At 71.3% G+C, this 15,555-nt stretch carries 17 protein-coding genes and 1 tRNA gene; 10 read left to right on the plus strand and 8 right to left on the minus strand.

Annotation, left to right across the window (positions count from 1 at the left end):
* The first annotated feature begins 152 nt into the window (after positions 1–152).
* From OOZ19_RS14290 to OOZ19_RS14305, 4 genes are all read left to right on the plus strand, one after another.
* Positions 153–1,394, plus strand: coding sequence for an MFS transporter (locus OOZ19_RS14290; protein ID WP_266090584.1), 1,242 nt, complete (start codon positions 153–155; stop codon positions 1,392–1,394).
* On the plus strand, positions 1,391–2,359 hold the full coding sequence (locus OOZ19_RS14295; RefSeq protein WP_266090585.1) for a DMT family transporter: 969 nt from the start codon (positions 1,391–1,393) through the stop codon (positions 2,357–2,359). Before OOZ19_RS14290 ends, OOZ19_RS14295 begins: the two co-directional genes overlap by 4 nt.
* 87 nt (positions 2,360–2,446) lie before the next feature.
* Entirely contained in the window at positions 2,447–3,298 is an 852-nt protein-coding gene (locus tag OOZ19_RS14300) for a bifunctional methylenetetrahydrofolate dehydrogenase/methenyltetrahydrofolate cyclohydrolase (protein ID WP_266090586.1), read from the plus strand.
* Between the two features lie 70 nt (positions 3,299–3,368).
* Entirely contained in the window at positions 3,369–3,665 is a 297-nt protein-coding gene (locus OOZ19_RS14305) for a DUF3017 domain-containing protein (RefSeq protein WP_184482941.1), read from the plus strand.
* Between the two features lie 233 nt (positions 3,666–3,898).
* On the opposite strand, the gene OOZ19_RS14310 is transcribed toward OOZ19_RS14305, so the two are convergent.
* Positions 3,899–4,741, minus strand: coding sequence for a DUF4253 domain-containing protein (locus OOZ19_RS14310; RefSeq protein ID WP_266090587.1), 843 nt, complete (start codon positions 4,739–4,741; stop codon positions 3,899–3,901).
* Between the two features lie 199 nt (positions 4,742–4,940).
* The gene (locus OOZ19_RS14315) at positions 4,941–5,978 is read right to left on the minus strand and encodes a medium chain dehydrogenase/reductase family protein (protein WP_266090588.1); all 1,038 of its coding nucleotides are present in this window, start codon (positions 5,976–5,978) and stop codon (positions 4,941–4,943) included.
* Positions 5,979–6,071: 93 nt separating this feature from the next.
* Here OOZ19_RS14315 and OOZ19_RS14320 point away from each other — a divergent pair, with 93 nt between their 5' ends.
* The gene (locus OOZ19_RS14320) at positions 6,072–6,749 is read left to right on the plus strand and encodes a TetR/AcrR family transcriptional regulator (RefSeq protein WP_266090589.1); all 678 of its coding nucleotides are present in this window, start codon (positions 6,072–6,074) and stop codon (positions 6,747–6,749) included.
* Positions 6,750–6,797: 48 nt separating this feature from the next.
* Here OOZ19_RS14320 and OOZ19_RS14325 read toward each other — a convergent pair whose 3' ends face one another.
* The 3 genes from OOZ19_RS14325 to OOZ19_RS14335 all read right to left on the minus strand — a co-directional run bounded on the left by OOZ19_RS14325 (position 6,798) and on the right by OOZ19_RS14335 (position 8,416).
* The gene (locus OOZ19_RS14325) at positions 6,798–6,995 is read right to left on the minus strand and encodes a DUF1918 domain-containing protein (RefSeq protein ID WP_184482931.1); all 198 of its coding nucleotides are present in this window, start codon (positions 6,993–6,995) and stop codon (positions 6,798–6,800) included.
* Between the two features lie 92 nt (positions 6,996–7,087).
* Positions 7,088–7,492 (minus strand): DUF8711 family protein, encoded by a 405-nt coding sequence (locus OOZ19_RS14330; RefSeq protein WP_266090590.1) that lies wholly within the window; start codon positions 7,490–7,492, stop codon positions 7,088–7,090.
* Between the two features lie 90 nt (positions 7,493–7,582).
* Positions 7,583–8,416, minus strand: coding sequence for a metal-dependent hydrolase (locus OOZ19_RS14335; RefSeq protein ID WP_266090591.1), 834 nt, complete (start codon positions 8,414–8,416; stop codon positions 7,583–7,585).
* A gap of 176 nt (positions 8,417–8,592) precedes the next feature.
* Between OOZ19_RS14335 and OOZ19_RS14340 the strand changes: the two genes are divergently transcribed.
* From OOZ19_RS14340 to OOZ19_RS14350, 3 genes are all read left to right on the plus strand, one after another.
* Positions 8,593–9,813 carry an NADP-dependent isocitrate dehydrogenase gene (locus OOZ19_RS14340; protein WP_266090592.1) on the plus strand — a complete coding sequence of 407 codons (1,221 nt, stop codon included), beginning with the start codon at positions 8,593–8,595 and terminating at the stop codon, positions 9,811–9,813.
* Between the two features lie 135 nt (positions 9,814–9,948).
* Positions 9,949–10,149, plus strand: coding sequence for a DUF4177 domain-containing protein (locus OOZ19_RS14345; protein WP_266090593.1), 201 nt, complete (start codon positions 9,949–9,951; stop codon positions 10,147–10,149).
* A 106-nt stretch (positions 10,150–10,255) separates the two neighbouring features.
* Positions 10,256–10,327: transfer RNA gene (locus OOZ19_RS14350), tRNA-Val, on the plus strand.
* A gap of 145 nt (positions 10,328–10,472) precedes the next feature.
* Here the strand turns inward: OOZ19_RS14350 and OOZ19_RS14355 are convergent.
* A complete protein-coding gene (locus OOZ19_RS14355) occupies positions 10,473–11,048 on the minus strand; it encodes a TetR/AcrR family transcriptional regulator (RefSeq protein ID WP_266090594.1) in 576 nt (191 codons plus the stop codon).
* Between the two features lie 69 nt (positions 11,049–11,117).
* Here OOZ19_RS14355 and OOZ19_RS14360 point away from each other — a divergent pair, with 69 nt between their 5' ends.
* Positions 11,118–12,086 (plus strand): alpha/beta hydrolase, encoded by a 969-nt coding sequence (locus OOZ19_RS14360; protein ID WP_266090595.1) that lies wholly within the window; start codon positions 11,118–11,120, stop codon positions 12,084–12,086.
* 112 nt (positions 12,087–12,198) lie between these two features.
* On the opposite strand, the gene OOZ19_RS14365 is transcribed toward OOZ19_RS14360, so the two are convergent.
* Both OOZ19_RS14365 and OOZ19_RS14370 read right to left on the minus strand, forming a co-directional pair.
* Complete coding sequence (locus tag OOZ19_RS14365; RefSeq protein WP_266090596.1) at positions 12,199–13,128, minus strand: alpha/beta fold hydrolase; 930 nt, start codon at positions 13,126–13,128, stop codon at positions 12,199–12,201.
* 56 nt (positions 13,129–13,184) lie between these two features.
* A complete protein-coding gene (locus OOZ19_RS14370; protein ID WP_266090597.1) occupies positions 13,185–14,327 on the minus strand; it encodes an MFS transporter in 1,143 nt (380 codons plus the stop codon).
* Between the two features lie 187 nt (positions 14,328–14,514).
* Between OOZ19_RS14370 and OOZ19_RS14375 the strand changes: the two genes are divergently transcribed.
* Positions 14,515–15,162, plus strand: coding sequence for a TetR/AcrR family transcriptional regulator (locus tag OOZ19_RS14375; RefSeq protein ID WP_266090598.1), 648 nt, complete (start codon positions 14,515–14,517; stop codon positions 15,160–15,162).
* Positions 15,163–15,555 lie beyond the last annotated feature (393 nt).

Consider the following 15,555-nt stretch of genomic DNA (forward strand, 5'->3'; position numbering starts at 1 on the left):
GCGCCGTGAGCTCGGCGGTGATCGTCGGGTGGGCTGTTCCGAGCTCCAAAGCCTGCCTTGTGGATGCTCCGAGCGACATCACACCACCAGGTGTGATCCGCCGAACGATAATTCGGTGGTCGTCACAGGTGTGCCCCGGCACAGTGATCCGAGTGCTGCGCCCCTACCTGCTGCTCGCCCAGGTCCCGCACGCCTTCGCGCTGCTCGGAGCGTGTTTGCTGGCGCGGCTGCACCAACCGGCGATCAACCTGGTGCTCACGTTCCTGATCGCGGACTGGACCGGCTCGTACGCGGCGGGTGGCGTCGTCGGCGGCGCGATCACCGTGGGGCAGGCCGTCGCCGGGCCGTTCCGGGGTCGCGCGGCGGACCGGTCCGGGCCGTCGAGGGTGCTGCTGATCACGGGCTGCGGTTACGGGCTCGGGCTGGGGCTGATCGCGTTCCTCGCCCGGCCGGGCGGCTGGTTGCCCGCGTCGTGGTGGTGGCTGCTGCTGCCCTTGGCGTTCGCCACGGGGTTGTCCTTCCCGCCTTCCGGGCAGGTCGGGCGGGCCATGTGGGTGCGGATCGCCGACGGCCCCGCCCGGCAGGCGGCGTTCGCGGTCGAGGCGACCGCGCAGGAGCTGCTGTTCGTGATCTCGCCGATCCTCGCCGCGTTCGCCGTGGCCGCGCAGGGCGCGTTCGTGGCGACCCTGTGGTGCGGCGCGTTCGGCGCGCTCGGTGCCGCCGTGTTCGCCGCGACGCTGTGGCGGGCCGGGCTGCGGGCGGTGCCGTCCGAGGTCGAGGACCGGGGCGGGACGTCGTTGCTCGCGACGCCGGGTTTCGGGCTCCTGCTCGGTTTCGGCTGCCTGATGATCGGCGGGGTGATCACCGTGGACCTGCTGATCGTCGGCTGGGCGCGGGAGCGCGGCACCCCGGAGCTGGCGGGCTACCTGGCGGCGGCGTGGGCGATCGGGTCGCTGGTCGGCGGGCTGCTGCTGGGCGCGGCGGCCGGTCGGCCGCGGGTGTGGCTGCGCGGCGCGCTGGCCGTCGCGGGCATCGTCGCGCTCGTCCCGGTGCTGCCACCGGTGGCCGTTCCCGGGTCTCCGTGGCTGGTGGCGGCGGTCCTCCTGGTGGGCGGGCTGGCGATCGCGCCGATGTTCGCGGCGACCAACGCGCGGCTCGGCGAGCTCGCGCCGGAAGGGCGGCGGGCGGAGGCGTTCGGCTGGCTGGCCAGCGCGGGCATGGTCGGCGCGGCGATCGCGGCGCCCGCGACGGGCGCGCTGCTGGACGTGTCCGGCCCGGCCGCCGCCGCCGCGACGGGGGCCGCGCTGGCGGCGGTGGCGGTGTGCCTCGTGGCACACCCCAGCGTCCGGAACTCGCGTCCGGCGCGGTGCGCGGAGGAGACTGCCGCCACGTGAGCGCTCAACCCGATCCCGGTTCCCGTTCCGCCGCGCGCAGCCGACGCCTCGGCATGCTCGGTGCCGTCGTCGTCGGCGTCGTGCTGGCGGTGCAGTCGCGGCTCAACGGCGCGCTCGGCGCGGAGCTGCACGACGGGCTCGCGGCGGCGCTGATCTCGTTCGGTTCCGGGCTGGTCGTGCTGCTGATCGCCACCGCGTTCATGCGGGTGTCGCGGGCGGGCCTGCGCGCGGTGCTCGACGCGCTGCGCGGCGGAGGGTTGCGCTGGTGGCAGTGCCTCGGCGGTGTCGCGGGCGGGTTCCTCGTGTTCGGCCAGGGCTTGTCGGCGGCGGCGCTGGGCGTCGCGCTGTTCACGGTGGCCGTGGTGGCCGGGCAGGTCGGCAGCGGTCTGCTCGTCGACCGGATCGGGCTCGGCCCGGCCGGGCCGCAGCGGGTGACCTCGCCGCGCGTGGTGGGTGCGGTGCTGGCGGTGATCGCCGTGCTCGTCGCCGTGTGGGACGAGCTGACCGGGTCGGGTACGAGTTGGCTGATCCTGGTTCCCGCGCTGGCCGGCATCGGCGTGGCCTGGCAGCAGGCGGTGAACGGGCGGGTGAAGCAGACCGCGGGATCTCCGGCCTCCGCCGCGGTGATCAACTTCGGGGTGGGGGCGGTGGCGCTGCTGCTGGCCTGGCTGGTGGAGGTCGCGGCGCGCGGCCTGCCGTCCGCGCTGCCCGCGCAGCCGTGGCTCTACGTCGGCGGGGTGCTGGGCATCTTCGTGATCGGTGGTGCGGCGGCGCTGGTGCACCACACGGGGGTGCTGGTGCTGAGCATGGGCATGGTGGCCGGGCAGCTGCTCGGGGCGCTGCTGCTCGACCTGCTGGCGCCCACGCCCGGCACCGCGGTCCCGGTGAGCACGGTGATCGGCGTCGGGCTCACCTTCGTCGCGGTCGCCGTCGCCTCGCTGCCGGATCGCGCCGCCCGCGCTTGAGCACGGCCGCCCCGCTCCCGGAAACGCGGTCGGGCGGCCGTTGATCCGGGCGGACCGGCCGGTGCGACGTCTGCCACGATTGGCACCGTGAGCGCCACGATCCTGGACGGCAAAGCCACCAAGAACGCGATCTACGACGAGCTGCGGACGCGGGTCGCCCGGCTCGCCGAGCGCGGCGTCACCCCCGGGCTGGGGACCGTGCTGGTCGGCGACGACCCCGGCTCGCAGTCGTACGTGCGCGGCAAGCACAACGACTGCGCGAAGCTCGGCATCGCCTCGCTGCGCCGCGACCTCCCTGCCGAGAGCACCCAGGGCGAGCTGGAGGCGGTGCTCGACGACCTCAACGCCGACCCCGCCTGCACCGGCTACATCGTGCAGCTGCCGCTGCCCGCGCACCTCGACGCCGGTCCGCTGCTGGAACGGGTCGCGCCGGACAAGGACGCCGACGGCCTGCACCCGATCAGCCTGGGCCGCCTGGTCCTCGGCGAACCGGCCGCGCTGCCGTGCACGCCGCGCGGCATCGTGGAACTGCTGCGGCGCCACGAGGTCCCGCTGGACGGCGCGCACGTCGCCGTCGTCGGCCGCGGCATCACCGTGGGGCGCCCGCTGGGACTGCTGCTGACCCGGCGCAGCGAGAACGCCACGGTGACCTTGTGCCACACCGGCACTCGGGACCTGGCCGCCGAGGTGCGCCGCGCGGACGTCGTGGTGGCCGCCGCCGGACGGCCGCACCTGATCACCCCGGACATGGTCAAGCCGGGAGCCGCGGTGCTCGACGTCGGCGTCACCCGCACCGACGAGGGCATCGCCGGGGACGTGCACCCCGAGGTCGCCGAGATCGCCGGGCACCTGTCGCCGAACCCGGGCGGGGTGGGGCCGATGACGCGGGCCATGCTGCTCACCAACGTCGTGGAGGCCGCGGAGCGCCATGTCGGCTGAAGGTTCGGACGGTCATCGCGGGCTGGGCTCTACGATTACCCGGCACTTCGGGCAAGCGTGGGAGGCCGGCATGAACGAACGCTTCGGCGACCGATCGAAGTGGGCGGTGCACGTGCCGTTCGCGCTGGTCCTGCTGGTCGCGGCGATCGGTTTCCTGCGGGTGGCGATGCACGCCTGGCGCGAGGGTTCGATGCTGCTGAGCCTGGCGCTGCTGCTCGCGGCGGCGGCGCGGGCGTTCCTGACGCGGGACCAGGTGGGCCTGCTCGCGGTGCGCTCCCGCACCGTGGACCTGATCCTCTACGGCGGCTTCGGCCTCGTCCTGATGGCGGTGGCCGTCACCATCGTCGGTGGCCCCCTCGCCTTCTGACCCGAAGCTCGGGGTCGTTCTGCGTTGGTGGTCCGGTGGCGGAACCTCAGCGTTCTTCTCGCTGCGGGATCTTTTTCCCAAGTGGCTCCGCCACGAGGGAAACAGCTGTCCTCGCGAGAAGAACGCTGAGAACCCGCCGGTGAGCGGCTTTTCAACGTGGGCTATGCGCTTCGCGCATCCAGGCACGGCCTACGGCCGCAAGGCAGGGGTCGTTTCGCTTGCCCTTCGAGGACTCATTCCCACCAAAAAGACCAAGTTCGGCGGCCTCGGATCTCGCGGGCGTAGGAGGCGATGCTGCCGGAGTCCTGGAGGACGCGGTCGGGGCAGAACGCCCAGTGCTCGGCGGCGACCGAGGTGGCGTGCGCCGGGTCCTGCGGGGGAGCGGCGACGCTCACGTCCAACCGGTCCGGTCCGAGCCGCAGCAGCCGCGCCCCGAAGCGGTCCTCCCAGCTGCGCAGCAGCGCGGAGAGCCCGGCGGTGCGGGACACGTGGTTCGCCGCGCCGGACCAGCCGAGCACGGTGAGCACGTCCGAGCCGCGCCGCACCGGCACCAGCCCGAGCCGCGTCTCGTCGTCGACGAACCGGGCGGCCTGCTGGTTGGCGAGGATGTCCGGGTCCGCCAGCAGGTTCCCGGCGGGGGCGAGCTCGGGGCAGTTCGCGTCGAACGGCGCCAGCGAGTCCATGTCGTAGGCGGGTCCCAGGTCGTCGTCGGCGCGGCACAGCCCGTCCCAGATCCGCAGCATGACGTCCTCGGCCCGCCACAGGTCGATGTGCTCCAGCGGTTCCGGCGGCACGACGCCGACGGTGCACCGGCTGCCGTAGGTCTCGTTGTCGTCGCACAGCAGCAGCGGCCACAGCCCGGTGCGCCGGTGATCCCCGCGCAACGCGCCGAGCAGCCGGGGCGCGGGCCGGTCCAGGCTGATCCAGCACAGCGGGGGCTCGTCGCCGGTGGCGCGGGTGGACTGCTCGGCGAGCAGTTCGCCGTCGGGCAGCGGCACCGACGGTGCGACGCCGGCGGCTCTCGCCAGCAGCTCCGAGAGGTCGGCAGGGGTCTCGGTGGCCTGGTCGTCGTGCAACTCGTCACCGCCTCTTCGCCTGACGTCACGCCGCGCCCACCCTAATCAGGCGTGCGGTGCGCCCGGTGAACCTGCCGCCTTTTCGTGATCCAGATCGGTCCGCGGGCGGAACCTCGAGGCCTCCTCGCCGCGGGATCGCCGTCCTCGCGAGAAGGCCGCTGCGGTGTCGACGGGCGGATTTCGGTGCACCGGGGCGATTTCAGCTTTGCTGCGGCAGTAGCACGATCTTGCCGGTGGCCGCGCCGGACCGGTGCAGCGAGAGCGCGTGCGCCGCGTCCGCCAGCGGGATCCGGTGCGAGATCAGCGGACGCAGCTCACCGCGGGCGAGCAGCGCCAGCAGCTCGCGGAGGTCGTCGCGGTAGCGGCGGTCGGTCCGCACGTAGTACATCCGGGCGCGCCGCCCGCCGGTGCGGCCGAGCAGCCGCAGCGCTTCCCAGCGGGCGATGAGCCGGAGGACGTCGACGTGCGGCTTCCACCGCGAGGTGTCGTCGTCGAGGGTGCTCGCGCTGCCGAAGTTGATGAGCCGTCCGCCGGGCGCGAGCAGCTCCCAGGAGCGGGTGAGGCTGCCCGGCCCGAGCGGGTCGAACACGGCGTCCACCCCGGCGGGCGCGAGCTCCCGGACCCGTCGGCCGACGTCCTCGGTGCGGTGGTCGACGAGGTCGGCGCCGAGCTCGCGCAGCGCCTCGTGCCGGTGCCCGGAGGCGGTGCCGATGGCGCGCACGCCGGCGAGGCGGCACAGCTGGAGCAGGGTGCTGCCGACGCCGCCGCCCGCGCCGTGCACCAGCACGGTTCCGCCGCGCGGCACGCGGGCGCTGCGGTGCAGCAGCTGCCAGGCGGTGACGCCGTTGGTGACCAGCGCGACCGCTTCGTCGGCGGGCACCTCGCCGGGCACGACGACCGCGGTGTCCGCGGCGATCTCGACGTGGTCGGCCCAGGCGCCGGTGCGGGTCAGCGCGGCGACGCGCTGCCCCGGGCGGCAGGTGGTGACGCCGGAGCCGGTGGCTACGACCTCGCCGACGAGGTCGTAGCCGGGGACGAACGGGAAGGCGGGCTGCATCGGGTAGCGCCCGCTGAGCATCTGCACTTCGGCGAACGACAGCCCGGTCGCTTCGACGCGGACCAGCACGCGTCCGGCTCCGGGCGCCGAGTGCGCGGTCTCCCTGCTGGTGAGCACGTCCTGCGGGTCGCCGAGCCCGGTGAGCACGAGTTCGCGGCCGGTGATCGTGGCGGTGTCCATGGGTCATCTCCGTGATAGCAAGTAGCGAAAGTTAGAACCTCTAACGCAAGAATGCACCTGTTATCATCACGGCGTCAACGGGGAGGTCGACGAATGCCCGCACCGCAGCGCAGCCCACGCGAGCGCTACCGGGACCAGACCCGCGCCGAGGCCAAGCAGGTGGCGCTGGACCAGCTCGCCGAATCCGGTCCCGCGGGCATCTCGCTGAACGCCATCGCCAAGCGCATGGGCATCACCGGCCCGGCCCTGTACCGCTACTTCGAGAACCGGGACGCCCTGCTCAGCGCCCTGATCGTCGACGCCTACCGGGACATGGCCGAAGCGGTGGAGGCAGCCGCCGAGCAGCACCGCAAGAAGGCGCCCGCCGGGCGGCTGCGGGAGGTCGCGCTCGAATGGCGCCGGTGGGCGCTGGCGCAGCCGCACCGCTACCTGCTGCTCTACGGCACGCCGGTGCCGGGTTACGCCGCGCCGGAGGAGACCTACGAACTCGCCGACCGGGCACTGCGCACGCTCCAAGCGCTGTTCGCGGAGCTGGTGCCAGCCGACCTGCCGCCGGGGCGCACCGCGCTGGACCGGCAGCTGGCGGCGTTGCGGGCGAAGCGGTCGGGGCAGGAGCTTCCCCCCGCCGCGCTGCGGCGCGGGGTGCTGGCCTGGACCCGGCTGTACGGCGTGCTGGGCCTGGAGGTGCAGGGCCAGTTCGCCGGGACCGGGGTGGATCCGGAACTGCTGTTCCGGGCGGAGATCGACGCGTTGCTCGCCGAGCCCTGGTAGCGCGCCCGGCGGTGCCGTCCGCGTCGAACGGCACCTTCGCCGGGCGGGTCAGGCCTCTTGCGCGCGCCGTGGCTCGACGATGCAGTCCGGTCCCGGGTACACGAGTCGTTCGTGCCCGTCGTCGAAGCGGACCAGGTACGGCGGTGCGCCGGCCGTGCCGCGCACCTCCAGGATCAGCCCGGTGCGGTCGGTCTCCTCGACCGTCCGGCTGTGCACGTGCAGTTGATCGCCGATCGCTGCTCTCATCACCTTCACCTCCGCGTCCAGGCTAGGTGACCGGCGGCCCGCGCCGCAGTGCTCGCGGGCTGCTGACCAGCGGCGATCTTCGCGCGGGGGTGTCAGCCGCCGGTGACGTCGGAGCAGGTGGAGGCGATGGCGGTGGTCTTCTCCAGGTGCTGCTGAGACCAGTTCAGGCCGTTCTGCAGGTTGACCTGGCCGGTGGCGACCTGCTCCAGCGAGGCCTGCACGTCGAGCAGGTTGTCCTGCAGCGTCTTGTCGCCGACCCGCTGCGCGAGGGCGCCGATCTCATCGGCCTTGGCGCGCGCGTCGTCCTGCGCCCGGTCGAGGTCCGCGAGGTTCGGGGTGTAGCCGGCGACGTTGACCGCGTCGAGGCAGGCGGAGGCCTTGTCCAGGCCTTGCTGGGCCTGGTCGAGCTGCTCCTGGGTCTCCTGGAGCTGGCCGCACCCGGCGAGCACCGGTAGTGCCAGCGCTGCCGCGACGATGAGCTGCTTACCGGCTCGCATCGATTCCTCCGGTGTTCCGTCGGCGCCCGCGCGCCGCCCATCCGTCACCCTATCGAGCGACTCGTGCCGGAGTGGGCGTTTTGCGTCACTTCACGGGCGCGGTGGCAGCCAGTCCATGACCTCTGGCGGCAGGTTCAGCGACGCGACCCACGGGGCCGCCCCGACCCGGTAGAGCACCACCGAGCCCAGCACCACCGCGATGATCGTCATCGCCGGTCCGACCAGCACCATCTCGACCTTGCCGCCGGTGCGCATCCGCATCGCCTTCGGCGGCGCCACCGGGAACCACGTCTTGCCGTCCAGCGGCACCGGCCACAGCATCGGGCAGCCCTGCTCGGTGATGGCGTCGCCGATGAAGTGCGCGACGCAGCCGAGCATCACCGCCACGCCGAACGCCGCCGCCTCGGTCGGCTGGTCCCCGGCCCAGGCCCAGCAGGCCAGCGTGAGCACCAGCGAGGCCACGGCGATGAGCAGCGCGTCCTTCTGCGAGCTCCAGGTGTGCATGATGCCGCGCACGGCGAGCCCGGCGAACGCGAACATGAGCACGCCGAGCGCGGTGCCGTTGCTGCTCTGCACGATGGCGGTGGTGACGAGCCCGGCGAGGATCGCGAAGACCACGGTGTGGGTGAACCCGCGGTGGGTGCCCTCCCGGTCGCTGTCCCGCTTGGTGCGGGTGAGCCGGTACATGAAGCCGCTGATCCCGCTGAACAACGAGGACACCCCGCGCGAGACGGCGCCGAAGGTGCTGGCCACGGTCGACTTGGGGTGGTCGATGTCCGGCAGCAGCGCGGCGCCGGAGGCGAGCGTGGCGCCGACGACCCACGTCTTCGGGGACAGCTGCCCGATGAGGTGCGTGTCGGCGAGCGCGGTCACCGCCGACCAGGCCGCCAGCCCGCTCATGGCGTGTGTGGGTCCCGTCGCCAATGCAGCCTCCCCCGTGATCGTTGCCTCCGAAAGACTAGAAGGTGATCTCGTCATCGATGGCCGGGTGGGCGTTTTCGTCTCATGCCGCTGTCGCCGGAGGCGGGGGCGGGGCACAATCGATACCGATAGCAGTACGCTTGTACCGCTTGCATCTCGCGAGAGGAGCACCCCGCCACATGAGCAAGATCAAGGTCCAGGGAACCGTCGCCGAGCTCGACGGCGACGAGATGACCCGGATCATCTGGTCCTTCATCAAGGACAAGCTGATCCACCCGTATCTGGACATCAACCTCGATTACTACGACCTGGGCATCGAGCACCGGGACGCCACCGACGACCAGGTGACGGTGGACGCCGCGAAGGCCATCGCGCAGCACGGCGTCGGCGTCAAGTGCGCCACGATCACCCCCGATGAGGCCCGAGTAGAAGAGTTCGGCCTGAAGAAGATGTGGCGGAGCCCGAACGGGACCATCCGCAACATCCTCGGTGGCGTCATCTTCCGCGAGCCCATCGTGATCTCGAACATCCCGCGGTACGTGCCCACGTGGACCAAGCCGATCATCATCGGCCGCCACGCGCACGGCGACCAGTACAAGGCCACGGACTTCAAGGTCCCCGGTCCTGGCACGGTCACCATCACCTACACGCCGGCGGACGGCTCCGAGCCGATCCAGCAGGAGGTCGCGCAGTTCCCGACCGACGGCGGCGTGGCGATGGCCATGTACAACTACAAGCGCTCCATCGAGGAGTTCGCCCGCGCGTCGTTCCGATACGGGCTGGAGCGAGAGTACCCGGTGTACATGTCCACCAAGAACACGATCCTCAAGGCCTACGACGGCGTCTTCAAGGACGTCTTCGAAGAGGTCTTCGAGAACGAGTTCAAGGCCGACTACGACGCCAAGGGCCTGACCTACGAGCACCGCCTCATCGACGACATGGTCGCCACGGCCATGAAGTGGGAGGGCGGCTACGTCTGGGCGTGCAAGAACTACGACGGCGACGTGCAGTCCGACACCGTCGCGCAGGGCTTCGGTTCGCTGGGCCTGATGACCTCGGTCCTGATGACCGAGGACGGCAAGGTCGAGGCGGAGGCCGCGCACGGCACTGTCACCCGCCACTACCGCCAGCACCAGCAGGGCAAGCCGACGTCGACGAACCCGATCGCGTCGATCTTCGCCTGGACCCGCGGCCTGGAGCAGCGCGGCCGGCTGGACTCCACTCCGGAGGTCACCGGTTTCGCCCAGGCCCTGGAGAAGGTCGTCATCGAGACCGTCGAGAGCGGCAAGATGACCAAGGACCTCGCGCTGCTCGTCGGCGGCGACCAGGGTTACCAGACCACCGAGGAGTTCCTGGCCTCGCTGGACGAGAACCTGCAGAAGAAGATGGCCGACCGCTGATCTTCCGCTGCCGGTAACCGGACGCCACTTTCGCCCCGAACCGGGGTGGGAGTGGCGTTTTCGCGTTTGGAACCTCCGAGCGTCCCGCGCGTCCACCGAGGGGATCTGCGCGGGACCGAAGCCGAGGAGGAACGCATGCCGTACCAGTACAAGGTCGTGGAGCTCCGGGAGAAGTGGCTCGGCGGCAAGATGTCCGGTGACAAGCTCGAAAGCATCCTCAACGAGCACGCCGCCGAGGGCTGGCGGCTCAAGGAGCTCACCGGCGCCGACGTCAAGGGCCGTTTCGGCCCCGACGGCGTCGAAGGCCTGCTGATCACCTTCGAGCGCGAGGTCTGAACCGGCTTCGCCAGCGGCGGGCCCCGGTTCGGCCGGGGCCCGCGCGGCTGTTGATCTCGCCTCCGCTATGCTGTCCCCGCACGCCACGGCGAGCACAACTCAACAAGCGCGTTTAGCTCAGCGGGAGAGCGCTACCTTGACACGGTAGAGGTCACTGGTTCGATCCCAGTATCGCGCACACAGGTCAGAACCCCTGTCGGTGATCTTCACCGGCGGGGGTTTTCTGTGTTCGGGAGGCGATGGGGAGCCGTTGATCTCGGTTCGCTTCCGTCGGTGCTCGTGCTCGAACCTGCGACGCGCGTCGACTGGGAGCGGTAGGTCGTTCACGGGTTCGTGCTCGTCCCGGGGTTGAGCGCGGCGGCGTGGTGGAGGCGGTCGGCGGTGATTTCGCAAAGCCGGCGGGTCGTCGTGTCGTCGAGGTCGTGGGTGATCGCGCCCTCGAGCGCGAAGGTCGCTGCCGCGACTTCGCCGGCGCGGTGCTCGGCGGCGAACGGGCTCGTGAGCCGGCGTTCGAAGAGGTCCTCGAAGGTGCGGTGGAAGCTGTCGTGCCAGGAGCGGACCGCATCCGAGACGGCAACGCGGCTGTGCACCGTGGCGACCAGGTGGCGGACGGGGCGCAGGCGCTCGACGAGCCACAGGAACTGCTCGGCGAGCGGTCGGTCGGCCAGCGGCGCGTGCTCGTGGAGCAAGGCGCGGAGGTAGCGCTCGGCGACGGCCACCAGGAGTTCGTCCTTGTCCCGGAAATACCAGTAGAGCGTGTTCGGGGTGACCTCGGCCTGCTTGGCGAGGCGACTCATCGACGTGGCCTCGTAGCCGTCGAGGACGAAGAGCTCCGCCGCGGCGGCCACCAGCTCGTCGCGTCTCTGCTCCTTGGGCACTGGGCGGCGGTTGCGGGGCACGACTCCATCTTGACAGACGGTCAAGAACACGTCACCTTTCTTGAATACCAATCAAGAAAGGTTCGCGCGATGACTGACACCGCTCCGCCCGCACGCCGTGAGCTGCGTTTTCCGTCCCGTACCGGTACGTGCCACGCATGGCTCTACCTGCCGGACGCCGACGCGCACGCCGACCCGCCGCCGGTGCTGGTCATGGCACATGGCCTCGGCGCGGTGAAGACGCTGCGACTCGCGGCGTTCGCGGAGTGCTTCCAGGCCGCGGGCTACGCTTGCCTGGTCTTCGACTACCGCCACTTCGGCGACAGCGACGGGCAGCCACGAGAACTGCTCAGCGTTCGCCGGCAGCGCGAGGACTGGCTCGCCGCGGTCGCATGCGCCCGCGCGCTCCCCGAGGTCAACGGCGACCGCGTCGTGCTGTGGGGCACCTCGTTCGGCGGCGGGCATGCCATCACCACCGCTGCCGCCGATCCGGGCGTGGTCGCCGCGATCGCGCAGTGCCCCTTCACCGACGGTCTGGTCTCCGCTCGGCAGATCTCGCCGCGAGCACTCGCACGACTGGTCGCAGCCGCGGCCAAGGATCAGCTCGGGCGGCTCTTCGGCGGAGCGCCGACGCGCGTCAAGGTCGCCGCCCGCACCGGTCAGGTCGGGCTGATGGACGCTGCGGATGTCGTTGATGGCGTGACAGGCCTGCTCGAGGCGTCAGGCCTGACCGAGGCGGAGTACCGCAACGACGTGCCGGCACGGGTGGCGATGGAAATCCCGTTCTACGCCCCGGGCCGACGAATCCCCGAGGTTCGCTGCCCGATCCTCTTCTGCGTCTGCGACGACGACACCGTCGCCCCGGCCGCGGCGACCCTGCGCCACGCCGCCAGGGCACGCCGTGGCCAGGTCGTCCGCTATCCCGCGGGGCACTTCGACATCTACGCCGGCCCGCACTTCGAGAAGGTCATCGCCGACCAGCTCGCCTTCCTGCGCGCCCACGTCCCGGCCACGCCGCCCGAACCTCGGAACCCAGGACCGGTGGCTCTCGATCGCTGAGCTGCCGGTGCCTTGATCATCGTGACCGCGCCGCTCCGGCGGCGGGCTGCGATTCGTGGCTCCGCCCGGCGTGCCAGGACCACCCCGCGACGGCCTGCGGGCAGAGGCGCTCCTACCGCCGGAGGAAGGCCTCCACGGCCGCGAGGAAGGCTTCAGGTGCTTCCTCGGCGATGTAGTGGCCGCCGTCGAGGACCACGCCGGTGACGTCGGTGGCGCCGACCCGCATCTCGGCAGCGACGTCCAGGCCTCCCGCGCTGCCGGAGATCGCGAGGACGGGGATCTCGACCGGTGCCTTCTTGCGACTTGCGCTTTGTCCGATGATCTCGTCGATGGCCCGGTAGAACTCGAAGCTGGCGCGCAGCGCGCCGGGGATCCTCAGCGCGCGGACGTAGACGTCGACGACCGCGGCGGGGACGGCGGTGGGTGTGGCTGCTTTGGTGGCGAACTGGTGGCCGAAGTAGAGGTGTTCGCGGCCTTCGACCAGTCGCTCGTTGATGTCCGTGGTGCGGTTGAAGTTGTAGTGCCACGCGAAGTCGCTGGACCAACGGTCTTCGGGGATCAGCGGTGGGGAGGGGGAGATGCCGGGGATGAGCATCTCGGCGATCGCCAGCCGAGTGACCGGGCCGGGGTTGTCGGCGACCATGGCGTACGCCGTCCACCCGCCGACGTCGTGGGCGATCATGGCGAACCGGTCGTAGCCCAGTACCTGCATGAGCCGGTGGGTCTCGCGGGCGAGAGTGCCCGAGTCGTAGCCCTCGGCGGGCTTGTCCGACAGCCCGGCACCGCGTGGGTCCACGGCGATGACGGTGTGATGCTCCGCCAGCGCGGGCATGATCAGCCGCCACTGGTACCAGAACTGCGGCCAGCCTCCGAGCAGCAGCACCGGCGGCCCGTCCCCGCCTGTGACGACGTGCAGGTGCACGCCGTCGACGTCGACCAGCCGGCTGGCGAACACCTCCTCGAAGCCATCGGGCAAGCCAGGAGTTCCGGACACCGAGCCGAATCCCCCGACGGGCTGGCCTGTCTGCAGAGCGGTTGACATGTTCTCTCCTTGCGCTTTCTGCTGTTTCTTCCGGTAGGTGGTTCGGTGCGGCCGGATCAGGTGGCCGAGTCGCCGGAGCGCGGCCCGGGTGCGAAGGCGTGCCGCCGGGCGAGGATCGCGACCAGGAGGCTCGCCGTGATCAGCACGAGCAGCGCCCACGGGAACGATCCGGGGTCGTCCGCTTCCAGCAGGACCGCGCCGAGGGCGCTTCCGCCGAAGATCGCCAGGTTCCAGGCGGTGGTGACCATTGCGGCGGCGATGTCGGTCTCGTCGCCCGCCGCGTCAGCCACGGCGGTGTTGAGCTGGGTCGAAGCGCCGCCGAAGGTCAGGCCCCACACGAGGACGGCGAGGTAGAACACGACGGGCGCGCCGCCCGCGACGCCGAGGCCGAGCGCGACCAGGCCGAACCCGGTCAGTGAGACGAGCACGAGCCGGCGCAACGCTCGATCGACGAGCGTTCCGGTGAACCAGATCCCGGCCAGTGCGCAGAGGCCGAAGAGCAGCAGCACGACGTCGACCCGCCCGCTGACACCGGTGAAGGTCAGGAACGGGGCGATGTAGGTGTAGAGGATGTTGTGCGCCAGCATCCACCCGAGCACCACGGCGAGGACCGGTGCGACGCCGGGGATGAGCAGCACTCGCAGCAGTGATGTGCGATTTCCGGACGGCTGCCCAGGCGCGTTCGGCACACCGATCAGCACCCAGACCACGAGCGCGACCGCGAGCACCGACATCGCGGCGAACGTCCACCGCCAGCCGATCAGCGCACCGGCGAAGGTCCCCAGTGGCGTGCCGATCGACAGGGCCACCGGCGTGCCGGCCATCGCCACCGCGAGGCCGGTCCCGGCTCGCTCCGCCGCGACGATGCGGCGGGTGTATCCGGGGATCATTCCCCACAGCAGTCCGGAGAACGCGCCGGCGACGAACCGTGCGACGAGCGTCAGCGAGTACACGCCGGAGAGCGCGGTGACCGCGTTCGCGACGACGAACCCGGCGATGCCCAGCACCAGGAGGGGCTTGCGGCTCGAGCTCCGCGTCGCCGCTATCGCCGGGATCGCGGCGAGGACCGTGCCCAGCGCGTACGCGCTGACCAACTGACCGGCCGCCCCCTCGCTCACCGCCAGTCCCGAGGAGACCTCGGGGAGCAAACCCGCGGGCAGCGTCTCGGTCATGATGATGACGAATCCAGTCAGGGCCATGGCCAGAAGAGCCGACCACGGCAACTGATCCCTGTCCTCGCGCCTCGGGTGGTTCGGCTCCCGGTTCGCCTTGCCGGCTGCCGGACCTATTTTTGGATCAATCACTCCACAAGTAGAGTCGAGCCGCGAACGGCTGTCAAGCTTCTTGTGGATCGTCTAATCTGGAAGTGGTGAGAGGAGAGGTCTGATGGCGCGTACGGGACGGCCGCGGGAGTTCGACCTCGACAGCGCCCTGGACGGGGCGCTGTTGCTGTTCTGGGAGCACGGCTACGAAGCGACGTCGCTGGCCCAGCTGCGCGCGGCGATGGGCATCTCCTCGGCGAGCTTCTACGCGGCTTTCTCCTCCAAGCAGGGGCTGTTCGACGCCGTCGTGCGGCGCTACAACAGTTCCTTCGGCCAGGTCACCGACGATGTCGCGGACGAGGAACTTCCGCCTAGGACGGCGGTTGAGCGCACCCTGCGCCAGTCCGTTGCCATGCAGACCGATCCGAGCCACCCCAGCGGGTGCCTGGTGGTGCTGTCCGCCACGACGGGGGCGGCGGATCACGACCAGGCCCGCGCGCTACTGGCCGACCGCAGAGCATTGGTCCGCCGCGACCTCACCGCGTGCATCCGACGAGCCGTCGCCGCCGGAGACCTTCCCGCCCAGTGCGACCCTTCCGAGCTGGCCTCGGCTTTCGCCGGCTTCATGTGGGGCATCTCCACCGAAGCCCGCGACGGCGTTCCTCGGCGCACCATCGACGCGGCGGTGGGCCACGTCATGCGGGTGTGGGACAGCCTGAGCACTTCAGGCTCGACCGCTGCGCTCGACGCGCCGGATGACGGCGACCAGTAGCACCGCGATCGTCGAGTCCGTCCGCACGTCGCCCACGCCGTCCGCCCCGGCGCCGCCGCCCGCAACGGCACCTCCTCGTCGGGGAAGTGCTGGTACAGCGTGCCGATCGACAGGACCGTCCGTTCGGTGATCCGGTTCGATGATCGCGGCGAGGCCCTCGTGGGAGAACATCTGCGCGGTGGCTTCACCCGCACCTCGACCGTTTCGCGCGACCGCGCCTGCCGCGGTTCCTCCCTGATCCGTCGATCCCCGAGGGCGTCGGCCGTGGTGCGACCGCGGTGCGACGGTGCGCCACCCGCCCGCCGTTCTCTAACGCGCCACCGACGAGTCCGAGCGCCGCTCCGGGACTGTCGCGCCGCGGCGCGAGTGATGCCCGTCACGCACGGGCCGTTC

Origin of the sequence: Saccharopolyspora sp. NFXS83 (assembly GCF_026241095.1) — a bacterium.
In the GTDB taxonomy this organism is placed as follows: Bacteria; Actinomycetota; Actinomycetes; order Mycobacteriales; family Pseudonocardiaceae; genus Saccharopolyspora_C.